This is a genomic window from Pseudoduganella flava, assembly GCF_007830495.1.
GTDB classification, from domain to species: Bacteria; Pseudomonadota; Gammaproteobacteria; order Burkholderiales; family Burkholderiaceae_D; genus Rugamonas; species Rugamonas flava.
This window is the reverse complement of the sequence record NZ_VLKW01000001.1, coordinates 255223-279745: the sequence shown is the minus strand read 5'-3', so window position 1 is coordinate 279745 and position 24523 is coordinate 255223. Positions and strand designations below refer to the sequence as shown.

16 protein-coding genes are annotated in these 24523 nt (G+C 69.6%); 2 read left to right on the top strand and 14 right to left on the bottom strand.

The features are described from left to right. Positions 1–71: 71 nt before the first annotated feature. The 4 genes from astA to IP92_RS01280 are packed head-to-tail and all read right to left on the bottom strand — an operon-like array spanning position 72 to position 5033. Positions 72–1103 (bottom strand): arginine N-succinyltransferase, encoded by a 1032-nt coding sequence (gene astA, locus IP92_RS01295; RefSeq protein ID WP_145872722.1) that lies wholly within the window; start codon positions 1101–1103, stop codon positions 72–74. Position 1104: 1 nt separating this feature from the next. Then, complete coding sequence (locus IP92_RS01290) at positions 1105–2418, bottom strand: peptide MFS transporter (protein ID WP_145872721.1); 1314 nt, start codon at positions 2416–2418, stop codon at positions 1105–1107. Further along, positions 2411–3892: a M81 family metallopeptidase gene (locus IP92_RS01285; RefSeq protein WP_145872720.1), complete on the bottom strand. Its 1482-nt coding sequence runs from the start codon at positions 3890–3892 to the stop codon at positions 2411–2413. Before IP92_RS01285 ends, IP92_RS01290 begins: the two co-directional genes overlap by 8 nt. A gap of 10 nt (positions 3893–3902) precedes the next feature. Next, positions 3903–5033, bottom strand: coding sequence for an NAD(P)/FAD-dependent oxidoreductase (locus IP92_RS01280; RefSeq protein WP_145872719.1), 1131 nt, complete (start codon positions 5031–5033; stop codon positions 3903–3905). A 190-nt stretch (positions 5034–5223) separates the two neighbouring features. Here IP92_RS01280 and IP92_RS01275 point away from each other — a divergent pair, with 190 nt between their 5' ends. Then, entirely contained in the window at positions 5224–5595 is a 372-nt protein-coding gene (locus tag IP92_RS01275) for a RidA family protein (RefSeq protein ID WP_145872718.1), read from the top strand. A 97-nt stretch (positions 5596–5692) separates the two neighbouring features. On the opposite strand, the gene IP92_RS01270 is transcribed toward IP92_RS01275, so the two are convergent. The 5 genes from IP92_RS01270 to IP92_RS01250 all read right to left on the bottom strand — a co-directional run bounded on the left by IP92_RS01270 (position 5693) and on the right by IP92_RS01250 (position 14240). After that, positions 5693–6415 carry a helix-turn-helix domain-containing protein gene (locus IP92_RS01270; RefSeq protein WP_158206797.1) on the bottom strand — a complete coding sequence of 241 codons (723 nt, stop codon included), beginning with the start codon at positions 6413–6415 and terminating at the stop codon, positions 5693–5695. A 78-nt stretch (positions 6416–6493) separates the two neighbouring features. Beyond that, on the bottom strand, positions 6494–7966 hold the full coding sequence (locus IP92_RS01265) for a M81 family metallopeptidase (RefSeq protein WP_145872716.1): 1473 nt from the start codon (positions 7964–7966) through the stop codon (positions 6494–6496). 28 nt (positions 7967–7994) lie between these two features. Beyond that, positions 7995–9968, bottom strand: coding sequence for a serine hydrolase domain-containing protein (locus tag IP92_RS01260; RefSeq protein ID WP_158206796.1), 1974 nt, complete (start codon positions 9966–9968; stop codon positions 7995–7997). 37 nt (positions 9969–10005) lie between these two features. Next, positions 10006–11940 (bottom strand): serine hydrolase domain-containing protein, encoded by a 1935-nt coding sequence (locus IP92_RS01255; protein ID WP_145872714.1) that lies wholly within the window; start codon positions 11938–11940, stop codon positions 10006–10008. Then, positions 11940–14240 carry a TonB-dependent receptor gene (locus tag IP92_RS01250; protein WP_145872713.1) on the bottom strand — a complete coding sequence of 767 codons (2301 nt, stop codon included), beginning with the start codon at positions 14238–14240 and terminating at the stop codon, positions 11940–11942. Before IP92_RS01250 ends, IP92_RS01255 begins: the two co-directional genes overlap by 1 nt. 502 nt (positions 14241–14742) lie before the next feature. Between IP92_RS01250 and IP92_RS01245 the strand changes: the two genes are divergently transcribed. After that, on the top strand, positions 14743–16749 hold the full coding sequence (locus tag IP92_RS01245) for a PAS domain-containing hybrid sensor histidine kinase/response regulator (RefSeq protein ID WP_145872712.1): 2007 nt from the start codon (positions 14743–14745) through the stop codon (positions 16747–16749). Between the two features lie 10 nt (positions 16750–16759). On the opposite strand, the gene IP92_RS01240 is transcribed toward IP92_RS01245, so the two are convergent. The 5 genes from IP92_RS01240 to IP92_RS01220 form a co-directional block, all read right to left on the bottom strand. Then, positions 16760–18094: an MFS transporter gene (locus IP92_RS01240; protein WP_145872711.1), complete on the bottom strand. Its 1335-nt coding sequence runs from the start codon at positions 18092–18094 to the stop codon at positions 16760–16762. Between the two features lie 11 nt (positions 18095–18105). After that, complete coding sequence (locus IP92_RS01235) at positions 18106–19014, bottom strand: PfkB family carbohydrate kinase (RefSeq protein ID WP_145872710.1); 909 nt, start codon at positions 19012–19014, stop codon at positions 18106–18108. A 51-nt stretch (positions 19015–19065) separates the two neighbouring features. Further along, entirely contained in the window at positions 19066–20886 is a 1821-nt protein-coding gene (locus IP92_RS30685) for an alpha-amylase family glycosyl hydrolase (RefSeq protein ID WP_145872709.1), read from the bottom strand. A gap of 8 nt (positions 20887–20894) precedes the next feature. After that, positions 20895–23180, bottom strand: a complete 2286-nt coding sequence (locus IP92_RS01225) for a TonB-dependent receptor (RefSeq protein ID WP_145872708.1) — start codon at positions 23178–23180, stop codon at positions 20895–20897. 227 nt (positions 23181–23407) lie between these two features. Then, on the bottom strand, positions 23408–24466 hold the full coding sequence (locus IP92_RS01220) for a LacI family DNA-binding transcriptional regulator (RefSeq protein WP_229418554.1): 1059 nt from the start codon (positions 24464–24466) through the stop codon (positions 23408–23410). Positions 24467–24523: the final 57 nt, after the last annotated feature.

Here is a 24523-nt window from a genome sequence, read left to right as displayed (position 1 = left end):
TTCCAGCCAATCGAACGTGATGCGGTGAACCCTGCCGCGCCCGCGTTTCCGCGCGGTCGCGTGAGATGCGTTCATCGTGCACGTTCCCCATCCGGCGCATGCAGCGCGAGCACCCGCACCGGCGCGCCGGGCGCACAGGCCAGCGCGTCGAGCGCCGGCTTCGCCAGCCGCAGTACGGCGGCGTGCGGATCGGCATCCGCCACGACGACCCGGAATTCCTGCCGCCAGGTGGTCGCCACGAGCGCCGGGCTCGCGCCGCCCGGTCCCGCCGCCGCGATGTGCAGCCGGCTGTCGCGCACGGCGCGCAGGTTCTCGAGGCTGGCTTGCAACACCGGGCCGCCGTCGAAGATGTCGATGTAGCCGTCGAAACGTAATCCCTCCTGTTCCAGCAGGCGGCGCGCGGGCGCCGTGGCATCGTGCGTGCGGCCGATCGCCGCGCAGGCGGCCTCGCCCAGCAGGTGCGTGTACAGCGGCAGGCGGGGTACGAGGTGCTCGATGAACAGGCGGTCGCCCTTGCCGCACAAATCGTCCGCCGCGTCGAAGTCCATGCGGAAGAACGGCCGGCCCACGCTTTCCCAGAACGGCGATTTGCCGTGCGCGTCCTGATAGCCGCGCATCTCGGCGAACACGCGGCGCGCGAACAGGTCGGGGAACTGGGCCAGGAACATGAAGCGGCCCTTGGAAAGCAGCCTGCCGTTCGTGCCGTTGCGGTAGTCCGGATGCAGGAAGAGAGAACACAGTTCGGACGCGCCCGACAGGTCGTGCGACAGGTGCAGCGACTCGACGCGGTTCACGAGGCCCGTCGTGGGGCTGGCATGGACCGAGGTACTGATGCGGTAGTTGTAGAACGGCTCGCGCACGCCGACCGCGCCCTTGATGGCCGACACGCCGCACACCCGGCGCCGCTCGAGGTCTTCCAGCACGAACAGGTAATCGGCATCGGCGGGTGCGGCCTCGCCGGCGAACGACGCCGCAGCCATCGCCAGTCGCGCCCGCAACGCCGCGCGGTCGGCTTTCAGCGTGGTCATGCCCGGCCCGGCGGCGAGCGCCATGGCAAGGATGGCCTCGAGATCGTCCTCGGCGGCGTTGCGCAGCACCAGCATGTCACACCGCCCGGTCCGCCGCGGCCGGGGCTGCCGGCACCGGCACGCTTTGGCGCGCCCGATGCGCGCGGTGGATGGCCAGCAGCAGCAGGCCGGAGACGACGCAGATCGCCGCCATCAGCAGGAAGAACCCCTGTGGGCTCATGCGTTCCCAGATGGCGCCTGTGACGCCGGACAGCAGGTTGCCCGTGAAGGAGCAGAAGAACCAGGCGGCGATCGTGGTGGCGGCGAAGTGCCGGGGGGCCAGGCTGGCGAACAGGCCCAGGCCCACCGGCAGGATGTACAGTTCGGCCAGCGTGTAGAGGGCGAAGAAGGCGACGAGCCATGGCCAGCCGATCGCGAAACCGGCCGCGTGGCCGATTGAGATCAGCGCCGCCAGCGCCGCGTAGGCCGCGCCGACGCCGATGGCGCCCAGCGTCATCCGCTCCAGCGCGGGTTGTGCGCGGCCTTGCGCGGCGCGGGCATTCCATCTGCGCACCAGCAAGGGACTGATCAGGAATACGAACATCGAGTTCAGCGACTGGAACCAGGTGGCGGGAATGGTCATGCCTAACGCCTGGCGGTCCACGTCGGTGTCGGCCCACAGCGCGAACGTATTGCCGCTTTGTTCGTAGGCGATGCGGAACAGCATGACCGCCAGCGCGACCCCGGCCAGCATTGCGACGTTACTCCGCTCGTTGTTCCGGTCATCGCCGGCCGGCGCGACTTCGGCCCTGCGGGGCGCCCTGTCCGCCTCGGGCGGCAGGTAGCGGCCGCCCCAGGTGTAGATGAGAAGCCCCAGGCACATGCCGACGCCGGCGGCGCCGAAGCCGTAGTGCCAGCCATACAGCTCGCCCAGCGTGCCGCAGATCAGCGGCGCGAGGAACCCGCCGAGGTTCACGCCCATGTAGTAGACGTTGAAGGCGGAGCCTGCCCTGGGGTCGCCCTGCGCGTACAGCAGGTTGACCTGGCTCGGCAGGTTCGGCAGGAACAGGCCGTTGCCGATCGCGATCACCGCCATCGCCGGGAAGAACAGCGGCTCGAACGCCATCATGAAGTGGCCCAGCGCCATCGTCGCGCCGCCGAGGATGACCGCCTTGCGGCGCCCCAGCCAGCGGTCCGCGACGAGGCCGCCCGCGATCGGCGTCAGGTAGACGGCCGCCGCGTAGGCGCCGAAGACCACCGACGCGTAGGCCTGCGAGAAATGCAGCGCCTTCATCATGTAGTAGATCTGCAGCGCGCGCATGCCGTAGAACGAGAACTTCTCCCACGTCTCCGTCAGGAACAGGATGGTGAGTCCCTTCGGCTGGCCGAACCAGTTGCCCGTGTCACGCATGGTGCACCTCCATCGCCTTGTCGAGCGGCCAGATGGGGCGCGCCAGGTGGACGTACGGCAGGCGCGCGAGGTCGCTGTTCAGGGCGCCCGGCGCGTCGCAGATGATGGTCGTTGCCGCGATGGGATCGAAGCCCGCGCGGAAATGCCGGGTCGACTTGACGACGACGAGGCGCTTCGCCGCCAGGTCGATGCCCAGCTCCGTGAAGCACTCCGGCGAAAAGACTTGCTGGCGCCGGGTGTTCAGCACCACGTCGATGCCGCCGACGCGCAGCGCGACCGCATCGCCCAGCGCCTCGGTGAACTTGCCGGCCAGGCCGTGCTGGCGCGCGTCGTGCCGCACCGCGGTGACAGTCGCGCGCACGTCGACCGGCGGCCCCGACCCTTCGCCGACCTTGCCGCCGATGCGCAGCCGCAGCTCGGCGCCGACGCCGGCGTCGCTCGCCAGCTGCACCGCCAGCGGATCCCACAGCATGCCGAGGGCGGCGCCCTGCACGCCGCGGTCGATCAGTTCGCGCAGCACCCAGGTGCTGTCACAGGCCGCGCCGCCGCCAGGGTTGTCCGCGCTGTCGGCCAGCACCACGAGGCCCTTGTCCCCTGCCGCCAGCGCCGCGTCGACCGCGTCACGCACGTTCAGCGCACCGTGGGCCCCGACCTCGCGCAAGGCGAAGAACGTCTGTGCCAGCGCCGCGGCCGTGGCGCGCGCGGCGGCGTCGTGGCCCGCCTCGAACAGGACGAGCACGGCGGCGCCGGTGTCCGCGGTGTCGGACCACGGGAAGCCGTGGATCAGCGAGATCGACAGGATGCCCGGTGTCTGTTCGCGCCGCAGCACGTCGTCGACCAGCGCCCGCATCGGCCCCTCGCCCGTGCCGAAGATGCCCAGCATCGGTACCTTGTGCATCAGCGCGTCCGGACGGCAGGTGCGTGCCACCATGCGCGCCAGGATGCCGTGCAGCTCGCGGGTGCGCGCCAGGTAGTCGGTGTGCGGATATTCCTTGCATGCGACGAGGACCGCGCCGCTGGCCAGCATGCGGGGGGTCAGCGTGGCGTGCAGGTCGAGCAGCGCGCCCACCGGCACGCCCGGGCCCACGAGCGCGCGCACGCGCTCCAGCAGGTCGCCTTCGCAGTCGGGGTAGCCGTGCGCGATCATCGCGCCGTGCAGCACGAGGAACACGGCGTCGACCGGCCCCGCGGCCGCCAGCTGCCCGAGCAGTTCGTCGCGCAGCGATTCGTAGACGGCGCGCGCGACCGGGCCGCCGGGCTGGGCCCACGCGCACAGGCCGCACGTGACCGTGTCGCCGTGCACGGACGCGGTTTCGAGCAGGAGGCCGTAGCCGGGGAAGCCAAGGGCTTCGGCGCGCTGCGCTCCCCCGTCGCGCGGCCGGTACAGGATGCCTTCCCCGAACGCACGCAACGTGGTCGGGATCGGCGAGAAGCTGTTGGTTTCGTGGGCCAGCGCGGCGAGGAAGATGTGCATGGCGGGCCTTTCAGCGCTGGAAGCGTTGCGGGCTGATACAGGCCGGATCGAAGCCTGTTGCGGCCACCGCCGCCGGCACGGGCTCGCCCAGCAGCACGGACGCGTAATAGCGGCCCGCGCCCGGCGCCGACTGGATACCGTAGCCGCCCTGGGCGGCAGCCCAGAAGAAACCGGGCAGCTTCGCATCGAAGCCGCCGACCAGCTCCCCGTCGGCGACGAAGCTGCGCAGGCCCGCCCACACATGGGTGGGGCGGCGGATGCGCAGCGTGGTCAGGCGCTCGATGTTGTCGATGGCGATCGCGATGTCGAGTTCCTCGGCCTGCACGTCGTGCGGAAAGGTCGCGTCGGCATTGCAGGGCGACCCGAGCAAGGTCCCGGCGTCGGGCTTGATGTAGAACGACTCGTGCACGTCCAGGAACAGCGGCCAGTGCGCGGTGGCGAGACCGTCCGGCGGTGCGAAGATGAACGCGGAGCGCCGCTTCGGCACGAGTCCGACCGGGTCCGCGCCCGCCAGCCGCGCGACCTCGTCGGCCCACGCGCCGGCGGCGTTCACGACCACCGGCGCCTGCCAGCTGCCGCTGGCCGTGGCGACGGTCCACACGCCGTCCGCGTGGCGCAGCCCCGTGACGGCCGCGTCGTTGACGGTCAGCGCGCCGTGGCGGCGGGCGCCGCGCAGGAAACCCTGCAGCAGCGCGTCGACGTCGATGTCGGCCGCATCCTTCTCCAGCACCCCGCCCACCACCTCGCCGGGGCGCAGCACCGGTACCAGGTCGAGCGCGGCCCGCGCATCGAGGCGTTCGACCCGCGACGTGGTCTGGCGCACGAGCGCCTCGTGCTCATCCAGTGCGGCCTCCTGGCCGTGTGCGGCGAACACGAAGGCGCCGCGCGGCGACAGCAGTGCATGGTCGCCGAAACCCTCCGGCGGCTGGCGGAAGAAGTCGAGGCTGGCCCGCGTCAGCGCGCGCACCTGCGGCGGGCCGTAGCTCTCCATGAACAGCGCGGCGGAGCGCCCCGTGCTGTGGTAGCCCGGCTGCGTCTCGCCCTCCAGCACGACGACGCGCGCTTGCTGCGCGAGCCAGTATGCAACCGACGCGCCGCCGATGCCCGCGCCGATCACGATGAAATCCGCCGTTTGGTTCATGAGACCCCTGCTATTTTCAAAAAAAGAAAATTCTTCTGTTGTTGAAAGATATGCCACGCGAAGCGCGTGCGCAAGCACTTTTTGCGCGTGGCGCAAATCGGTTGACGCGCCTTCCGGCGGCCGGGATAATGGCTTTTCTTTTCCGTATCAGAAAATGTTGACGGCTTCACGCCGCGAGGAGGAGATCGCCATGTCAGACATCGTCCGCACCCCAAGCGCCCTGCCCCTGCCGTTCTCGCAGGCCGTGCAGGCCAACGGCTTCCTGTTCCTGTCGGGGCAGATCCCGTTGGGGGCGGACGGCAAGCCGCTGGCCGGAACGATCGAGGACCAGACCCGCAACGTGCTGGACCGGATCGCGGCGACGCTAGCGGCGCTGGGCAGCGGGCTGGAAGACGTGGTGCGTGCGACGGTGTGGCTGGCCGACCTGGACGAATTCGCCCGCTTCAACGCGGTGTACGCCGATTACTTCAAGGCGCCGCACCTGCCGGTGCGCTCCACCGTGCAGGCGCAGCTGGCCTTCGGCGTGGGGGTGGAGATCGAGGTCACGGCCTGCATCGCTTGAGCGGAACCGCCGTGCAAGACAGGCACAAGTCGCCGGATTACTTGCGTGCTTACTTGAGTGCTTACTTGCGTGCTTACTTGCGTGCTTATTTGCGTGATTACTTACGGCTTTTCTTCGCACGCACGGGCGTGGGTGGCGGTGGAGGAGGCTCCGCGGGCGCCGGCGCGGGCGCATCGAGCAGCGACGCGTACATGGTTTCCGAATTCGGCTCGTCCGACGTGCACACGGACAGCACGCGGCAGGGTTCCTCGCCGACGGCGATGTAAGCGTGCGCCATGCCGCTGTCGAAGTAGATCGAATCGCCCGTTTCCAGCCGAGCGGGCGCATACAGGTCCGTGTACAGGTCGACGGTGCCCTCGAGCACGATCGCGAACTCCTCGCCCGGATGGCGGATCAGTTCGCCGAAGTCCTCGATGGAGCGGGTGTGGATCTCGGCGATGATCGGCACCGAGCGCTTGTTCAGCAGGTCCGCGGCCGGATACAGGTGCGAATAATTGGGCGTGTTGATCGCGTAGCCGGTGCCGCGCCGGTTGATGCTCCTGCGGCCGCTGGACGCCGGCGCCGCTGCCTTGCCGGCCGCGGGGGTGCCGCTGAACAGCTCCGAGATGTCGACGTCGAGCGCCTTGCAGATACGCAGCAGCTTGTCATAGCTGAGCGACATCTTGTTGTTCTCGATCTTCGAGATGGTCGACATCGGCATGCCGCTTTTCTCGCCCGCCTCGATCAGCGTCAGGCCACGTTCCTTGCGGATGCGCCTGAGCGATTCGCCCAGGTTGCCATCCCGTTCCGGTCCGTGATTGATCGCGCGTTTTGTCGCCATGCCTGTCCTCTCCAATACCGCCATTATAGTTCGACCTTGCAGCGCGTGAAAACTCGGCATGGCAGCTTTTCCAGGATGCTAAATTCCCGCGGCCGCATGCGGATCGGCCACCCGCGGCCAGTAATCCGTGGAACGCAGCCGGTAGGGAATCGCGCCGAAGTCGAAGTTCATCGCACCCGGCGACGAGACGTACAGCACCTGCCGCGCCAGTGGCGCGAACTCGGCATGGAAGTGCTGCGTCGACTTCACCGCGACGACAGCCTTGTCGGCCAGTTCGAGGCCCAGGCCCGTGAAGGCGTCGGTACCGTAGGTCTGGGTGCGGATCGAGGCCAGCACGATGTGCAGCCCGTTGGCCGCCTCGACCCAGACGCTGGGCCCGAGACGCTCGCGCGTGCCGAGCGCGCTCTGGCTGTGGTTCTCGACGATCGCGCGCACGCGCACGCGCAGGTCCACGGGCAGGCCGGACGCCGGCCCGCACTTGCCGCCGATGCGCAGGTCGAGGACCGCGCCGACGCCCGCGCTGCGGCAAACGTGCACGGCGCCCAGGTCCCACAGGGCGCCGACGACGGCATCGGCCGTGCCGCGCTCGACGAGCCGGCGCAGGATGAACGTCGAGTCGCCCGCCGCGCCGCCGCCCGGGTTGTCCGCCACGTCGGCCAGCACCACCGGCCCTTCCCCTTTTGTTGCGGCGGCCACGTCCAGCGCCGTGTCGATGTCCACCGTCTCCGGGCCGATGCGCTCGCGCAGGTCCCAGAACGCCCGCCCCAGCCGCTCGGCCACGGACTGCGCCAGTGCCGCGTCGCCATCGGCCACCACCCAAAGCTTGGCGCCTGCTTCCGGCACGTCGCCCCAGGGAAAGCCGTGGCCGAGCGAGACGGACAGCACGCCCGGCTCGCGCTCGGCCGCTTCCATCTGCCGCACGAACTCGCGCATCGGTTCGCGCGTCGTGTGCCACAGGCCGACCATCCTGCAGTCGTACACCGCCATGACGGGCTGGATGTCCCCTCGCGCCGCGGCGACGAGCAGCCGGTACAGCTCGCGGCCGCGCTCGTCCGTGTCGACGTGCGGATACTCCTTGAACGCGACGATGACGTCCGCCGCGCGCTGCATCCGCCCGGTGAAATGGCAATGCAGGTCGAGCTCCAGGCCGATCGGCACGCCCGGGCCGACGATGGCGCGGATCCGTTCGGCGAGATCGCCCTCGCAATCGTCGTAGCCCTCGGCCGCCATGGCACCGTGCAGCAGCAGCTGGACGGCGTCCACCGGCATGGCGGCGCGCAGATCCGCCAGGATCTCGTCGCGCAGCGCCTCGTACACGTGGCGCACGGTGCGCCCGCCGGGCTGCGCCAGCGTGCACAGGCTCTCGACCGCCTCGTGGCCGTCCGCCTCGATCAGGCCGCGCAGGAAGTGGAGGAAGGCGCCGGCGCCTTGCGGGTCGCGACGGCTGGCGTCGCCGTGAAAGACGCCGATTTCCTCGAACGCGCCCAGCCCGGTGGGCGCGGCCGCGAACGTGTTGGTTTCGGTGGCGAGATGGGCGATGAAGAATTTCATGTCGGTCCTGATGCGCTGCAGGTGGATGTCAGTAGTTCAGGTTCCACGTGATCAGCTGGCCGACCACGCCCACCCACACGATGCCGAGCAGCGCCAGCGCCACCAGCACGCTCCCGAGGCGCGCCGTGCGCGGGCTGTCGATGCGGAACATGCGCCATGCCGCCCACACCCCGGCGGCCGCGGCGGCGAGCGCCAGCAGCCCGCTCGCTTCCAGCAGGCCCACCAGCCAGTCGATCGTGTGGCTGTAGACCGCCACGTCGGTACTGAGCACCGGCTTGATCAGCATGAACCACGCGGCCGCGTAGACCACGTCCACGACGACGGCCGCACGCAGGATGCGCCGCAGGCGCCGGTGCTCCGGCGTGGCGCCGCTCGTCGCGCGGTCGGCGCGGCGCAGCAGCGCGCCCAGCGGCCAGGCCAGCAGGGTGCCGGCGAGGACCAGCGTCGAGAACAGTAGCACCGTCAGGTTCAGCGGCGCGGAGCGCACGAACCGCGCCTCCTGCAGCACGGAGACGGGATTGTTGCTGGCGACGATGGTCTTGACGCCGCCCTGCTCCTTCAGCGCCAGCATGTCGGCGCCGTCCACCTTGCGCCACAGCTGCGGGCCGATTTCGCGGTAGGTCTCCGGCTCGCCCGTGAGGCCGGGCGCGGTGATGGTGCCGTCGGGGTTGGCGGTGACGACGGCCTGGTTCAGCAGGTACAGCGCGGTGAGGAAGCCGTGCTCCACGCGGCGCGAGCTTTCGTAGCGGCCCGCGATGCGCTGCGCGTCGGCGGCGGCCGAGGCCAACGTCTGCGGTTCGGGCGCGCGCGGCGCGGGGAAGTAGCGGTTCATGAAGCCGTCGAACAGCTCCTGGCGCGCCGCGTACACCGCGTCTTCCTTGCCGCGGCTGTTGTAGGAGAAGAAGATGCCCACGCCGTCGTCGGGCAGCAGGTTCATCTCGGTGTGGTGGACGATGGTGTCGCCGCCGTGGCCGATCACCCGGTGGCCGTTCTGCGGGAACGAGAAGAAGCCGTGCGCCATCACCGCGAAGCCCGGGTCGGCGGTGCCGGTGGGCGAGTGCATCAGCGTCGTCGTCTCCGGCTTCAGGATCTGACGGCCGTCCACGCTGCCCTGCTGCAGGTGCGCCAGCATGAAGCGCGCCATGTCGGCCGCGGTCGTCGTCAGCGCACCGGCCGGCGCCGTGATCACGAGCTCGAACGGCGACGGCGGCTGGCTCGCGACGGGATAGCCCTTCGACAGGAAGCCGGGCAGGTTCTTCGGCGGCGGTTGCACGAACGTCGAATGGCGCATGCCCAGCGGCTGGAAGATGTGGCGGTCCACGTAGGCCTCGAACGGCTCGCCCGACACGCGCTGCACGATGTAGCCGGCCAGCGCCACGCCGTAATTCGAATAGCCGGGCACCGTGCCGGGCGCGAACAGCATCGGACGCGGATGGTCCTTCAGGTAGCGCTCCGTGCTCGGCGCGCTGGAAGGGTCGTAGCTGAGCAAATCCTTCAGCCCCTCTTCGAAACCAGCACGGTGGTTCATCAGGTCGCGCATCGTGATCTTCTTGCCGAACTTTTCCTCGATCCTGAAATCGAGGTAGTCGTTGACGTTGCGGTCGAGGTCGATCTTGCCCTGCTCGACCAGTTGCATCACGGCCGTCCAGGTGAATAGCTTGGAGGTCGAGCCCGGACGCACCAGGCTCTGTTCCGGATCCATCTTCACTTTCGCGGCCACGTCGGCATAGCCGTAGCCCTTTTGCAGGAGCACCTTGCCGTCCTTGACGACGACGAGCGAAAGGCCCGCGATGTCGCCCGTCTTGAGGGCATAGGGCACGAGGCCGTCGAGCCACGCTTCCAGGTCGCCCGCCTCCAGCGCGTGGGTCGTGACGGCGGGGGGCGCGGCCTGCTCTTCGGGCTTCCTGGCCGGCGCGGGCGTGGCGGCGAGGTCGGTAGGTGCCTGCTGCGCCGGCGCGGCAGCCAGCGCCGTGCCGAACGCCGCGGCGGCCAACAGGGACAAGACGGAGCTGCTTGCTTTCATCGTGAGGTCTCTCGGATCAGTAATGGGGATTGAAGCTCAACAGGTGGTGCCAGGCGCCGACACCCACGAGTACCGCGAAGGCCAGTACCCACAGCAGGGCCATGCCGCGGCCCGTCCCGCCGCCGCTGTTGCCCGCCTTCGCACCCGCGAACACGGTGCGCGCGTGCCACAGCGCCGCCAGCAGGCCGCCGACGAAGGCGACGATGGTGACGCCCTGCGTCACCATCAACAGGCCGGCCGGGTCGGCGCCGTCCGTGGCGGCGACGGTGGCAACCCACAGCGCCACCGCCACCGGCACCAGGCAGCTCGCGACCCGCACGAGCGTCGCTGGACGGCCGGGCCGCGGCAGGCCATGGCGGCGCCGGATGCGCGCGGCGACCGGCCAGGCCAGCGCCGTCAGCACGGCCACGCCGAACGCGGCCAGCAGCGCCACCAGCACGGGCGTGCTGGCCATGAACGGCACCGGCTCGAACACGAACGCGAACACGTACGGCTCCAGGCCCCAGCGCTGCACCTTGCCGTCCTTGACGACGGCCTGCAAGCGCCGTTTGCCATGCTCTTCTTCCCACAGGAACGGCCTGACTTCGCGGAACACGTTGCGGCTGCCGCCGATCTCGATCGCGACGCGGCCATGCTCCACGGCCTCCACTTTCACGGGACTCAGCAGCTGGAGCACCGACATGAAGGAGGAGTCCTCGCGCCGCGTGTTGCGGTAGGCCCCGGCCAGCAGGTGCGCATGCGCCGTGGCGGTGGCTTCGTCGACGCCGGCCGCGCGGGGACGCCGGTCCGGCAGGTAACGGTCGACGAAGCCCTGATACAGCCGTTCGCGCAGCCACTTGCCCTGGTCGTGCCGGCCCGCCGCGTTCACGGACACGAACAGGCCGATGCCGTCGTCGGGCAGCAGGTACAGCTCGGAGTGGAACAGGTTCGTGTCGCCGCCGTGGCCCACGGCGCGGTGGCCGTTCACATCCTGCTGGTAGAAGCCAAGGCCGATGCCGTTCAGGTCCGGCATGCCGCGCGTGATCCGCGTGTGCATCAGCTGCACCGTCTCGGGCTTCAGGATGCGCTGGCCGTCCAGGCTGCCCTGCCCCAGATAGGCCAGCATGAAGCGCGCCATGTCGGCGCCCGGCGCGGCCAGGCTGCCGGCCGGCGGCAGGTTGACGATCTCGTAGGGCTTGGCCGGTTCGTCCACGCTCGGATATCCCTGCGCCATGTGCGCGCGCAGGGCCGGCGGCAGCGGCTGGCGGAACGTCGAATGGCGCATGCCCAGCGGCGCGAAGATGTGCTTCTCGACGTAATCGTCGAACGGCTCGCCGCTGACGCGCTGCACGATGTAGCCGGCCAGCGCGGTGGCCCAGTTCGAATAGCCCTGCGTGGTGCCGGGTTCGTACAGGTACGGCGGGATGTAGGCCTTCAGGACCTTGCCGTTGTCCGGCGTGTACTGGTCGTAGACGATCAACCCGCGCCCCGTTTCCTCGAGACCCGTCGTGTGGGTCATCACGTGGCGCAAGGTCAGCGCCTTGCCGCGCCAGGACGGCACGGCGAAGTCGAGATAGCGGTTCACGTCGGTGTCGAGGTCGAGCTTGCCCTGTTCGACCTGCTGCATCACGGCGGTCCAGGTGAACAGCTTCGAGATCGAACCGGGGCGGAACAGCGTCGTGGCGGGATCGACGGGCACCGCCTTCTCCCAGTCGGCGTAGCCATACCCCTTTTGCAGCAGCGGCTTGCCGTCCTTGACCAGCACGACCACGGCACCGGGCACCCCGGCGATGCGCAGCGCCGTGGGCATCATGCCGTCCAGCCAGGATTCGGCGTCGGCCGCCGTCAGCGCCACCGCGGACGGCACCGAGGCCGGCGCGGGCGCCTGCGCGAGCGCGGGCAGCAGGACGGCGGCGCAGCAAGCCGTGGCGGCGGCGCGCAGCCACGCCGCGGGTCGCAACGGGCGCGCCATCAGAATTCCCTCGACAGGTTCATGCCGACGGTGCGCGGCTGGGTCGGCGTCACCCGCAGGGGGCCGGCGAACGCGGTCAGTGCGGTGTCGGCGCTGGAGAAGGCCCGCTTGTCGGCCAGGTTGCGCACGAACGCGCCCACCTGCCAGCCGTCGACCTCGATCCCCGCCTGCAGGTCGGCCATCGCATAGCCGGGCAGCCGGAAATTCGGCACCGAGGTGCCCGGCGCATCGAACCCCGCGTTGCGCTGGCCGACCTGGCGCAGCGTCAGGCCGGCGTACGCGGCGTGGCCGCCCACGTCGAAGCCGTAGCGGCCCGTCACGCTGCTGGACAGGCGCGCGCTGTTCGGCAGGCGCGCGCCGGACGGCCCCAGCGCGGGCGCGTCCTCGGTCAGCTTCGCGTCGGTGTAGGCCAGGTTGCCCTCGAGCGTGAAATGGTCGTCCACCTTCCAGCGCAGCGCCACTTCCAGGCCCTTCGATTCGGCCTTGCCGGCATTGCCCGTCAACGTGGTGGCGCCCACCGCGATCGGCTGCTGCAGCTTGTCCCAGCGGATGTCGAACAGCGCGGCCTCGATGGCGAGGCGCCTGTCGAGCAGGTCGGCCTTGTAGCCCACTTCGTAGCTCCACAGCTTGTCCGGTTCGAACTGCAGCGGCGCGCCCGGCACGACCTGGCCGTTCTGGTCGAGCGCCGGCGGGTTCGGCCCGCCCGGACGGTAGCCGCTGGCGGCGCGGAAGTAGACGCTGCTGACCTTGTCGATCGAATAGCGCGCGGTGGCGAGGTAGGTCTTCGAGCTGTCCTTGCCGCCCGATTCGAAGTCCTTCACGCCGTTCGTGAGGGTGCCGTAGACCTGGCGGTTGCGCGCGGCGCGGGCGCCGACCGTGAACGACCATTGCGGTGCCGGATTCCACGTCAGGTCGCCGTAGAACGCGTTCTCGATGAAGCGCGACGGCTGCGCGGACCGGACGAAATCGGACTCCGTGCCGTCGGGCAGCTGCGCGTACAGGCGCTGGTCGCGCAGGCCGGTTTCCTTGTTGTGATAGTAGCCCACCAGCCATTCGAACGGCCCCCGTCCCGAGGTCAGGCGCACCTCGGCCGTGCGCTTGTCGAGGCGCGTGTTGTTGTCCAGCGCCCCGTAATTCAGGCCGTCGCTGCCGACGATGTCCGTGGCGTCCAGCATCGTCCGGGCGCGGAAGCGCTGGGCCGAACCGATCACGTTCAGGCGCGCCCAGCCCAGGTTGTATTCGACGTCGCCCGACAGCAGGCCGGTCTTGATCGTATAGGGCTCGTCGCGGTACAGCCAGTGCGTGAGGTCGCCGTACCGCGGGCGGCCGGTGGCGATGTCGTACTGCATCACGCCGGTGCCCGCGCGCTCGATGTTCTGTTGGGTCGCGGTGACGCGCACGCGCAAGTCGCGGCTCGGGTCGAACAGGAACGAGAGGCGGGCCCCGCGCGTATCGCCGTCGTTGACGTGATCGCCCGTCACGCGCCCGACCGACCGGATGTAGCCGCCGTCGTGCTCGTTGAAGGCCGCGAACCGCATCGCCGCGACGCCTTCGCTGAGCGGAACGTTGACGACCGCGTTCTCGGTGTGGCCCAGCGCGCCCCTGCGGCTCTGGCGGACGGCGACGCCGGCCTTGCCCGAGAAGCGGTTCGCGTCGGGATCGTTGGTCACATATTTGAGCAGGCCGCCCATCGCACCGGCCCCGTACAGCGTACCCTGCGGGCCGCGCAGCAGCTCGACGTGGTGCAGGTCGAGCAGCGACAGGTCGAGCGCGGCCACGGCCTCGCCGACGAAGCTGGTGCTGGAACCGAAGGCGACGTCGTCGACGTAGATGCCGACCGTCGGCGCGTTCTGGCTGCCCACGCCCACGCCGCGTATCTCGACCTGGCCGCGGCCGGGGCCGCCATCGGTGGCGACATGCACGCCCGGCAGCGAGCCGACGTAATCGGTCAGGGACGCGGCACCCGAGCGCTCGAGGGTTTCCGCGCTCAGCGTCTCGACGCGCAGCGGTACGTCGCGCACCGGTTCGCGGCGCCGGGTCGCCGTGACGGTGACGACTTCCGTCCTGGCGCCGGGACCGGCGGGCGGCGCGGTCCGCGCATCGTCGGTGGCGGCGGGCGCCCCGTCCTGCGCGGTGGCATGGGTACAGGCCAGCACGGCGAGTGCGGCCGCCAGCGCCACCGTCTTGCGGCGCGGCCCAGCACCGGCGGGAGATTGCCCTGGCGCGCGGCCGCTTGCCTGGCCGCTTGTCTGGCTGTTTGTCTGTGCGGTATTGGACAGCTGCAAAACGCTTCGGTACATGTTGCACTCCTGGTGAGGGAACCGCGGTCAATACGTTTTCCAATCAGTATATTCTTTTCATGATATGAATCAATCAGAAAATTTATTGAACTGTTTTCTGTATTGGAAAATACAACGCCGCGGTTCCGATTGGCCGCTCCGCTCGTGACGGGCGGCTGCTTCCGATCAGCGATCGAGAACCGCCAGTTGCGACTGATTCCCCGCTGGCCGAACCACCGGGCATGGTGATCCTCGGCGTGCTGATCGGCGGCCTCGTCGTCGCGATGTACCTGCCGATCTTCAAGCTCGGCGCGGTGGTCTGATTCCACGCCGTGATCCCGCCGCCTGATTCCGCCGCCCGATAGCGCGCCCCTACCCGCACGATTGCCCGCCGGCCTGCCGGATGGAGTAAGCTGCCGACTGCGGCGCAATCGGCGACCGGCGCGGCCGGCTGCCTGACCAACCAGGGGGCACAGTGGCGGCTTTTGTTTTACAAGTACTTCCCGCACTGGCGGCAGCACTCTTGCTTGTACTCGCGCTGGCGCAAACGCGCAGGCTGCGCCAGGCCCGCGCCGAGGCCGCCGCGTGCCGCGATGCCGTGCGCCAGATGGCGGTCGCCTACGATCACGCACCGCTCGGGCTGGCCGTACTGGACCGCGACCTGCGCTATGTCCGCATCAACCCGGTGCTGGCCGGGATCAACGGCGTCAGCGTCGCGCGCCATGTGGGCCACACGATCCATGAGGTCGTGCCGGAAGTGGCGGCACTGGCCGCCCCCACATTCAATGAAGTCCTGCGCACCGGCGTGCCCGTGTTCGGCCTCGAGTTCGCAGGACCGACGGCGGCCCAGCCGTCCGTCATCCGCACCTTCCGCGAGAGCGTCTACCCGATCCGCGACAAGCATGGGGCGATCGCCGGCCTGTCGGTGGCGGTGGAGGACATCACCGAACGCAAGCGCCTGCTCGAAGCGCTGCACGCCAGCGAACAGCGCGAACGCCTGCGCGCCAGCGAACTGGAAAGCGTGATGGACGCGACGCCCGCCGCCGTCTTCATCGCCCACGACCCCGGCTGCCTAACCGTGACGGCCAGTGCCGAGGCCCGGCACCTGCTGCGCCTGGCCGCGGACGAAAACCCGTCGCTGAGCATACCCGCGCGCCACGCCTTCGAAGTGTTTGCCGGCGGCGAGCGGCTGGCGCCGGACCGGCTGCCGTTGCAGGTGGCCGCCACGACAGGCGCCGACGTGCGCGGCAAGGAACTGGAAATCCGCTTCGACAATGGCGACGTGCTGCACGTGCTGATGAACGCGGTGCCGTTGCGCGGGCAGGATGGCCGGCTGATCGGCGCCGCGGCCGCGTTCGTGGATATCACGGCGCACACCAACGCGGTGCGGGAACTGCACCGCCAGGCCCGCTACAAGGATGAATTCCTGGCCGTGCTGGCGCATGAGCTGCGCAATCCGCTGGCCGCGATCCAGTCGGGCCTGGAACTGCTGAAACTGGATGCGTCGGAGACCACGCCACGCGTACGGGCACGCGAGATCATGCAGCGCCAGATGGCCCACGTGGTGCACCTGATCGATGATCTGCTCGACGTCGCGCGCATCAGCTCCGGCAAGCTCGAGCTGAAGATGGAAGCGGCCGGCGTACGCGAGATCGTCGAGGCGGCGACCGAGTTCTGCCGCGATGACATCGAACGGGCCGCGCTGCGTTTCGAGGCGCGCCTGCCGGCCGTGCCGCTGACGGTGTATGCCGACCGCGTGCGGCTGACGGAAGTGATCTGCAACCTGCTGCACAACGCCGTCAAGTACACGCCGCGCGGCGGCAGCATCGTGCTGGCCGTGGCCGAGGAGGAGGACAACGCGGTGTTCCGCGTTGCCGATACCGGTGCCGGCATCGCCGCCGACACGCTGCCCCAGGTGTTCGGCATGTTCGCCCAGGCCGAGGACACGCGCGCGCAACGCCAGGGCGGCCTCGGCGTGGGGCTGGCGCTGGCCAGCCGCATCGTCGAGCTGCATGGCGGCACGATCGTGGCCGAGAGCGACGGGCAGGGCAAGGGCAGCACATTCACGGTACGCCTGCCCGTGCTGCCGGCCGCCGCGGCTGGCCGGCGCGAACGCCCCGCGGCACGCGCACCCGCGCGGGCGCCGCTGCGCGTGCTGGTACTGGACGATAACCACGATGCCGCGCAGACGCTGGGCGCGATGCTCGAAGCGCGCGGCCACGCCGTGCAACTGGCCTACACCGGAAGGAGCGCGCTCGAGGCGCTGGAACAGGCGGACGTGGATGTGGCCATCCTCGACATCGGCCTGTCGGACATCAGCGGCCACGAGGTGGCGCGGCAGATCCGGCTGCGCCACCCGCACCGGCCGATCCTGCTGATCGCGCTGAGCGGCTGGGGCAGCGAGCGCGAGCGCCAGCAAAGCGAACAGGCCGGCTTCGACCTGCACCTGACGAAGCCGGCGACGATGGAGGCGCTCGAGCGCGCGATCCAGTCGCGCCGGCCGTCCGCCCAGCGCGCGCTCGCCTCGTAGCGGCGCTCCCTCAGTGCCGCGCTGCCGGCAGCGGCACGGCCATGTCGGCCTCCTGCTGCGCCGGCTTCAGCTTCACCCGCAACACCGCCACCGCCGCGCACAGCATCAGCACGCCGGCCAGCCGGATCACGTTGGCCGGATCGCCGCCCAGCACGGTGCCGTACAACAGCGGCAGCGTGAAGATCTGCACGATCATCGGCAGCACGATGAACATGTTGAAGATACCCATGTAGACGCCGGTGCGCTCCGGCGGGATGCAGCCGGCCAGCATCACGTACGGATTGCCCATCATGCTGGCCCAGGCAAGGCCGATGCCGATCATCGGCAGGAACAGCAATGCCGGTTCGCGGATCAGCGGGATGCACAGCATGCCGATGCCGGCCAGCGCGACGCACACGCTGTGCATCACCTTCGGGCCATAGCGCCGCGTGAACGGCACCAACGCAAACGCGGCGATGAAGGCGACGAAGTTGTAGAACGCGCCGATCTGGCCGTTCAGCAGGCCCGCGTCGCGAAAGCCCGCGCTGGCCGGGTCGCTGGTGCCGTACACCGTGCGCGCCAGCGCCAGCATGATGTACTGCCAATAGCAGAACATCGCATACCACTGGAACAGCTTCACCAGCGCGAGGCGGCGCATCGTGTCCGGCATGTCACGCAGCGCCAGCACGACGTCGGCCAGCACCGTGCGCAGGCCTGGCCGCGTGCCGCCTTCGATGACGGCGGGCGGGTCTTCCGGCGTCGTGCGGATCGACCACAGCACGCTGGCGATCGACATGAACGCGCCGAGCAGGAACGCCGCCACCACCACTTGCGGAATGTGGCTGCCGTTGGTCGCATCCTTGTCCATCCCCAGCAGCACCAGCAGCGACGGCGTCAGGTAGGCCAACGTCTGCCCCAGCCCAGTGAACGCGCTCTGCGTCAGGAAGCCGAGCGAATGCTGGCTTGGGGCCAGCTTGTCGCTGACGAACGCGCGGTACGGTTCCATCGTCACGTTGTTGGCCGCGTCGAGGATCCACAGCAGGCTGGCCGCCATCCACAACGTGGGGCTGAACGGCATGGCGAGCAGCCCCAGGCTGCACAGCAGCGCGCCGATCAGGAAGTACGGCGTGCGCCGCCCCCAGCGCGTGACGGTGCGGTCGCTCATCGCGCCGACGAGCGGCTGCACGAGGAGGCCCGTGACGGGGCCGGCAAGCCACAGCAGCGGCAACGTCGCTTCGTCCGCCCCGAGGTATTTGTAGATCGGGCTCATGCTGCTTTGCTGCAGCCCGAAGCTGAACTGGATGCCGAAGAAGCCGACATTCATGTTGACGATCTGCCAGAACGACAGGTGCGGCCGGTGTGCCATCGTGCGCTCCCTCACTCGGCCCACTGCCGCAGCCACGCGGCATGGAAAGTGGCATCGGCCGGTACCGCGCCGCGCACGCCGCAGATCGCCGCGGCAAACGCGTTGGCCCGCGCCAGCGTCGCCGCGCGCGGCCAGCCGTGCCGCTCGCCCAGCAGGAACACGGCGGAAAACGCGTCGCCCGCCCCCACCGTGTCGACGATCTCGACGCCTGCCGGTGCGGCGGCATGCAGCCGGGTGCCGTCGGCGCCCTGCCACAGCGCGCCGCGCGGCCCCAGCGTGACCACGAGGCTGTCCAGCCGGAACATCGCGATCAGGGCCGCGCAGGCGTCGGCCTCCTCCGACCGCGGCAGCCCCAGTGCGGCCTGCAGCCACGCCAGTTCTTCATCGTTCACCTTCAGGATGTCCGCGTGACGGATCGATTCCAGCACCGCCTCGGTGGTGTACTGGCCGTCGCGCAGGTTCAGGTCCAGGTAGCGCGGCGCATCGGTGGCGGCCAGCAGGCTGTCGAGCGTCGCGCGCGACACGGCGCCGCGCTGCGCCAGCGTGCCGAAGTACAGCATGCGGGGTGTGCCCTGCGCCAGCGCGGTCAATGCCAGGTGCGCATCGATATGGTCGTACGCCTGATCGGGCAGGATCGTGAAGCGGTGGCTGCCGCCCTGCTGCTCGACCAGCACCCGGCCGGTGGGCCGCACCGGGTCGACCTGCAGGCCGGCGTCCGGCATGCCGAAGCGCTCGAACTGTGCGCGCACTGTTGCACCGAAGGGATCGGCGCCGATACGGGTGATCGTCAGCGTGGCGGCGCCGAATGCGGCCAGGTGGCGCGCGACGTTGAACGGGGCGCCGCCGACGACCTGGCTGGCGCCGAAGTCGTCGACCAGCGCTTCGCCGAAGATGGCGATGGGTTGGCTGTGCTGTGTCATCCGGTTTGTCTCGTCATGTGATTGTTATGTGTGATGCGATGTGTGATGCGGTCAGCGCGTCAGCCAGCGCATGCCCCAGGGTTCCAGCTCGATCGCGTCAGGATACCTCGGCCAGGTGCCCGGCGGCACCTTCACCGTTCGCGCGGAGAAATTGAACAGCGCAAGGAAGCTATCGCCCCGTGCCAGCGCCAGCAATGCCGGGTCGTCCATCGGCAGCACCGTGCGCGGCACGTCGGCGGCCAGCGCGGCGCACGCGCTACGTTGTTCGACGAGCGCGCGCAGCGCACCGAAGACCCGGCCGGACCACGTATCGCGGTCGTCGCGCCGCGCCGCCGCTTCGTCGTCGAAGTCGGGGCGCTGCACCCAGCGCGTGTCGTGCGCGCGCTGTGGGTCGGCGCGGTAGCCGTGGTCGTTGCCCATGCCCAGTTCGTCGCCCATGTACAGCATCGGCATGCCGCCGAACGCCAGCGCCACGCCATGCACCAGCAGCAGCCGGCGCAACGCCGCCTCGCGTGCCAGCGGCCCGGCCGCCGTCTCGAAGCCGGCCAGCGCCGCGGCCATGCCGTTGGTCGCCTGCACCGTCACCGCCGCGCCGGACTGGAACGGCACGCCGGCCGCGAAGCTGTCGCCCGCGCCGTGGAAGAAGTTCGCGATGCCGGCCAGCCGGGCCACGTCGCCGGCCGCTTCGTCGGCCAGGATCTTCCAGCCGATATCGTCGTGGCAGCGCACATAGGTCAGCCAGCTGGCGCCCGCCGGCAGGGACGGCGTGCGCTCGACGACGGCGCGCAGCAGGCTCGTGTCCTGCTCGGCCAGCGCGGCCCAGCCGGCCGCCATCAACGTGCTGTGGTAGGCGAGGTGACACTCGGGCACGCCCGGTTCGCCCAGGTAGGCCGGCAGGTCGCGCGTCGGCACGATCGCCTCCGCCTTCAGCAGCACGGCCGGCGCGGCGATGCCGACGATCGCGCGCAGCGCCTGCAGGATCGCGTGCGCCTCCGGCTGGTTCATGCACGGCGTGCCCTCGCGCTTCCACAGGAACGCCGTGGAGTCGAGCCGGAACACTTCCACCCCGCGGTTGGCGAGGCGCAGCAGCGCGGCCGCGATCTCGGCCAGCACGTCCGGATTCGCATAGTTCAGGTCCCACTGGAACGGGTAGAACGTCGTCCACACCCAGCCCAGCGCCGGCACGTGCGTGAAGTTGCCCGGTGACGCTTCGGGGAACACCTGGCCCAGCGTGCGCTCGTAGCGGTCCGGCATGGCGCGGTCGGGGAACACGTGGAAGAAGTCGCGCAGCCGTGCGTCGCCGGCCAGCGCGCCCTGCGCCCACGGATGGTCGTCGGCCACGTGGTTCAGGATGAAGTCGCCGCACAGGCTGATGCCGGCCGCGCGCAACTGCACGCACAGCGTTTCCAGGTCGTCCATCGTGCCGAGGCCGGGCTCGACGTCGTCGAAGCTGGCGACGGCGAAGCCGCCATCGTTCTCGCCGGCCCGCGCGCGCAGGAACGGCAGCAGGTGCAGGTAAGTGACGCCGAGCGCACGCAGGTGTTCGATGCGCCGGCCGACGCCGGCCAGGTCGCCGCCGAACCGCGACGCATACGCGCTGTAGCCCAGCATCGCCTGGCCGAGGAACCAGCCGGGGTTCGCCGCACGGCACGCATCGAGCTCGCGCAGCCCGGCGGAGCGTTCGGCCATGAGCGCGCCGATCGCGGCCAGCAGGTCGTCGTACCAGCGCGCGAAATCGGCACGGCCGCCGTACAGGCCGGCCAGGCGCCGGTACAGCAGCGGGCCATGCTCGGCATAGCGGCGCGCCGCCTCGGCCCGCTGCGCCAGCGGCAAGGCCGCGAGCAGGCGCTCGGGGGAGGGAAAGTCGGTCATGTGCAAAGTCAGAAGGAATATTTCACGCTGGCCTTGATGGAGCGGCCGGCGATCGAGCGGGCCGCGTGGCCGTCGCCTTCGACCTCCGTGTAGCCCGTTTCGTTGAACAGGTTGTTGGCGGACAGCGACACCATCACGCGCTCGCTGACGTCGTAGTTCACGAACGCGCTGACGGTGCGGTAGGCCGGCATCACGATCGTGTGCTGGTCGTCCGCCCACGATTTGCCGGTGCCGATCACGCTGGCGCCCAGCAGTGCCTTGCCCAGTGAGTAGGTGGCGGCGGCCTGGTACACGGCATGGGCCTGGCGGCGCGGCGTATTGCCGATGACGGCCTCGCCGCCCGGCGCCGTGGCCGTGATCTCCGCGTCCGTCAGTGTCAGACCGCCGTTCAGCTGCAGTGCGCCGGCGCGCCATGCCGCCTCGATCTCGACACCCTTCGCGTCATAGCTGTTGGCCGTGCTGGTGCGGGTCGTGACTTCGTAGTTCGATTCGCGGGTCTTCGCGTGGAAGGCCGTGACGAACGCGCTGACGCCGCCGCGTTTCCACTTCACGCCGCCCTCGAGCTGGCGCACCGTGTTGATGCTGACGGGGACGCTGCCGTCCAGCGGCGCGCCGAACAGGATGCGGTCGGCGTTGAACGCGACGCCTTCGCTGGCGCGGGCAAACAACGCGAGGTTGTTTGAAAGGCGGTAGTTGGCGCCAGCCGAGTACGAGTTGTGCGTCAGGTCGTAGTCCACGCGCTGCACGGTGGCCGGTTCATAGCGCTGTGCGCCTGTGGCGATGTTGGCGGTGCCGCTCGCGCTCTGGCGGTCGTGGCGCACGCTGGCATCCACGTTCCACGGCCCTGCTTCGTAGCCGAGGTTCAGGTACGGCGCCAGGTATTTGTACTCCATGTCGATGGCCCGCGAGCAGCAGGCGCCGAACGCGGGGCCGACGAGGCCCGGTGTGGCGTTTGCCGTGCGCAGCAGCGCCGGCTTGTCGCCGCTGGCCTGCATCAGGTATTCGTTGAAGTTCCAAGTCAGGCCCAGGTCCTGGTCGGACGCGTACAGGCCGGCGGTTGCGGTCAGCTTGGTGCCGTTTGCCAGCGCGAACGTGCGCGCCAGCTTGGTGTCGTTGACGAAGAGGCCCGCATCGTCGATCGATGTGTTGAACACGACGGCCGCGAAGGCGCGGCCGGCATACGCCTGCCCGGCCTGCGGGCCGGTGGCGAACACGTATTGTCCGACGCTGCCGTTGTTCCCCGCGAACACGCCGATGAAGCGGCCGCTGTTGTTGGCCTTGCGCAGGCGCTCGGTGACGGTCCAGCCGCCGCCCAGGTCGAACTGCGCTTCCAGGCCGAACGTGTTGCTGCGCACGTGCATGCCGTCGTTGACGTCGTGCGCGACCTGGCGGTTGCTCTTGTCGAGCGTGACGTCCGGCACCCAGTACGGCGAATAGAAGCTGACGGTACGCGGGTCGATGCCGTCGATGGCCGCGATGCGGCCGTTCGTCACGCTGACAGGGACCGGCAGCGCCGTCGGCGTGTGGTCGTCCAGGTGCTTGAACGACAGCCGCACGTAGCCGTTGTCGAATTCGCGCGTGACGTTGGCGCTCAGCTGGCCGCCCTTCTCGCTGGTGACGCCCGTCTCGCGCACGCCTTCGCCGCGGCGATAGAAGCCGGCGACGAAGAAGCGCGTGCGCTCGGCCACCCGGCCGCCGTAGTCGAAGTCGACGCGCTTGCTGTCGTAGTCGACGCCCGTCGTGAAGCCGATGCTGCCGCCCTCCTTCTCGCCCGTCTTGCCGATGAAGTTGATGATGCCGCCCGGCGCATTGGTCGCCAGCGTGGAGGCCGAACCGCCGCGCACGACTTCCAGGTGAGACAGGCCGCCGTCGACGCGCACGTAGGCGTCCGGCGTGATGAAGTTGAAGTCGCCCGATTGCAGCACGGGCAGGCCGTCTTCCTGGATCTGCACGTAGCGCGAGCCGCCCGCGGAAATCGGCACGCCGCGCACCGTCATGTTCGCATTGCCCTCGCCGCCCGACGATTCGGAGCGCACGCCGGGCACGGCGCGCAGCACGTCGGCAGCGCTGGTCGGCACGGACTGGGCGATCGTGTCCGCCTCCAGCGTGCTGACCGAAACGGACGATTTCATCTTCGACGTGCCGGCGGCCGTGCCGGTGACGACGACACGGTTCATCTGCAAGCCGTCGTCCTGAGCCGGGGCGGCCGGGGCGGCCGCTTCCTGGCCGAACGCGTTCATCTGCAACAGGGCGAGCGATACCGCCGCGCCCATGCGGGTGCAAGGGAATTTCATGGTCTCCTCCGATGGTTTTATTGGTTGTGCTGACGCCCCTGGTGCATCTCACCCGCGGCCCGGCCAGCGCATTATCACGACTTTTGCAAATTATTGCAATCGATTGCAATGCCTTTCCAACAACCATATGCGGCGTAAAAGCTACACTTTCGTCAACGCATAGGCGTATCGATGCAATCGATTACAACTGGCAGCAATAGTGGCTGCCGGACCGGGATCAGGGAAAATCAGGACGCTTCGCCGGCGCTGGCGCGCACGACCAGCTCGGTGGGCAGTTCGACCGACGGCGCGGGCGCCCCGTCGATCAGCGCCAGCAGTTTCGCGACCAGCGCCTGGGCGGCCGCGCCGATCGGTTGCCGCACCGTCGTCAGGCGGGGGTGGAAGTACGAGGATTGTTCGATGTCGTCATAGCCGACGACGGCCACGTCTTCCGGCACGCGGCGGCCATGGGCGCGCAGGCTGTCGATGGCCGTCATCGCCAGCAGGTCGCTGCACGCGAACACGGCATCGAACGGCACGCCGCGCCCGAGCAAGGTGGTTACCGCGTCGCGGCCGCCGCTGGGCAGGAACGGGCAGGACACCTGCAGCTGCGGGTCGGCGTCGATGCCGTGCCGCTCCAGCGCGGCCCGATAGCCGCGGTAGCGCTGGGCCGGTTCGGGCAAGTCGAGGTCACCGAGGAAGGCGATGCGCCGGCGCCCCTGCGCGAGCAGGTGCTCGGTGGCGAGCCGGCCGCCGCTGACGTTGTCGCTGCCCACGCAGCAGTACAGCTGCTGCGGCAGCTGGGCGCCCCACACGGCGATCGGCACCTTGCGCGCGGCCAGCTCGTTGAGTTCCTGGTGGCGGCCCCACTGTCCGACGACGATCACGCCGATCACGCGGCCCGAGTCGAACGGCGCGGCCAGCGCCGTCCCCAGCTCGTCCGTGGCGATGCGCGAGAACAGCATGTCGAAGCCCTGCTCCGTCAGCGCGTCGGCGAGGCTGCCCAGCATCGTCAGCAGGAACGGATCGGTCAGGTGCTGGTGGCTTTTGCGGTCGAACGGGATCACGACGCCGATCGTGCGGTTCTGCCGCAGGCGCAGGTTCTGCGCGCCGATATTGATCGAATACTTCAGCGACGCGGCCAGCTCGAGGATGCGGTTGCGGGTTTCCTCGTTGACGAGCGGGCTGTGGTTCAGCGCCCGCGACACGGTGGCCGTCGACACGCCGGCCAGCCGGGCGATGTCCGCCATCTGCAGGCGCCGCTGCGCCGCATCGTTTGCTGGCCCGTCCTGTCGTGCTTTCGCCATGTCCGCTGGTTTGCCAAGAGAAGAGCGCCGATTGTATGCCACGCACCGATGAGTGGA

What these genes read in the sequence shown, in the direction of transcription:
- IP92_RS30685 (WP_145872709.1), bottom strand. Translation starts at nt 20,886, where the DNA reads ATGACCGACTTTCCCTCCCCCGAGCGCCTGCTCGCGGCCTTGCCGCTG.
- IP92_RS01275 (WP_145872718.1), top strand. Translation starts at nt 5,224, where the DNA reads ATGTCAGACATCGTCCGCACCCCAAGCGCCCTGCCCCTGCCGTTCTCG.
- IP92_RS01280 (WP_145872719.1), bottom strand. Translation starts at nt 5,033, where the DNA reads ATGAACCAAACGGCGGATTTCATCGTGATCGGCGCGGGCATCGGCGGC.
- IP92_RS01285 (WP_145872720.1), bottom strand. Translation starts at nt 3,892, where the DNA reads ATGCACATCTTCCTCGCCGCGCTGGCCCACGAAACCAACAGCTTCTCG.
- IP92_RS01235 (WP_145872710.1), bottom strand. Translation starts at nt 19,014, where the DNA reads ATGACACAGCACAGCCAACCCATCGCCATCTTCGGCGAAGCGCTGGTC.
- IP92_RS01220 (WP_229418554.1), bottom strand. Translation starts at nt 24,466, where the DNA reads ATGGCGAAAGCACGACAGGACGGGCCAGCAAACGATGCGGCGCAGCGG.
- astA (WP_145872722.1), bottom strand. Translation starts at nt 1,103, where the DNA reads ATGCTGGTGCTGCGCAACGCCGCCGAGGACGATCTCGAGGCCATCCTT.
- IP92_RS01255 (WP_145872714.1), bottom strand. Translation starts at nt 11,940, where the DNA reads ATGGCGCGCCCGTTGCGACCCGCGGCGTGGCTGCGCGCCGCCGCCACG.
- IP92_RS01225 (WP_145872708.1), bottom strand. Translation starts at nt 23,180, where the DNA reads ATGAAATTCCCTTGCACCCGCATGGGCGCGGCGGTATCGCTCGCCCTG.
- IP92_RS01240 (WP_145872711.1), bottom strand. Translation starts at nt 18,094, where the DNA reads ATGGCACACCGGCCGCACCTGTCGTTCTGGCAGATCGTCAACATGAAT.
- IP92_RS01250 (WP_145872713.1), bottom strand. Translation starts at nt 14,240, where the DNA reads ATGTACCGAAGCGTTTTGCAGCTGTCCAATACCGCACAGACAAACAGC.
- IP92_RS01270 (WP_158206797.1), bottom strand. Translation starts at nt 6,415, where the DNA reads ATGGCGACAAAACGCGCGATCAATCACGGACCGGAACGGGATGGCAAC.
- IP92_RS01265 (WP_145872716.1), bottom strand. Translation starts at nt 7,966, where the DNA reads ATGAAATTCTTCATCGCCCATCTCGCCACCGAAACCAACACGTTCGCG.
- IP92_RS01290 (WP_145872721.1), bottom strand. Translation starts at nt 2,418, where the DNA reads ATGCGTGACACGGGCAACTGGTTCGGCCAGCCGAAGGGACTCACCATC.